The sequence below is a fragment of the Paraburkholderia sp. RL17-347-BIC-D genome (assembly GCF_046027915.1).
Lineage (GTDB): Bacteria > Pseudomonadota > Gammaproteobacteria > Burkholderiales > Burkholderiaceae > Paraburkholderia.
On record NZ_JARESS010000282.1, the window covers coordinates 1 to 312 of the forward strand.

Annotated in this window: 1 pseudogene; it reads left to right on the plus strand. The window is 70.8% G+C overall.

Going from position 1 to position 312, the window contains the following annotated elements:
- Positions 1 to 312: pseudogene (locus P0D96_RS48575) on the plus strand (efflux RND transporter periplasmic adaptor subunit); the annotation flags it as partial.

The window sequence follows — 312 nt, forward strand, 5'->3', positions numbered from 1 at the left end:
ACCGCTGGCGCTGCGCAAGCCGGCACGGCCGCTCAGTCTGCAAGCGGCAACGAAAGCATGCACGCCGCCGACCCCACGTCCCACCGCGACCCCACCGTCAAACCGCGCCGCCGTCTCTGGCCGTTCGCGCTGAGCGGTCTTGCAGCGGCCTTGCTGATCGTCGGCATCGTGCCGCGTCTGCATGCAAGCGCCGCGCTCACGCAGCAAACGCAGGCGCAAAGCATGCTCAGCGTGTCGGTGGTCGCACCGCGCGCCGCGCCGGCCGTCAACGAACTGCTGCTGCCGGGCGCCGTCACGCCATTTGCCGAAGCC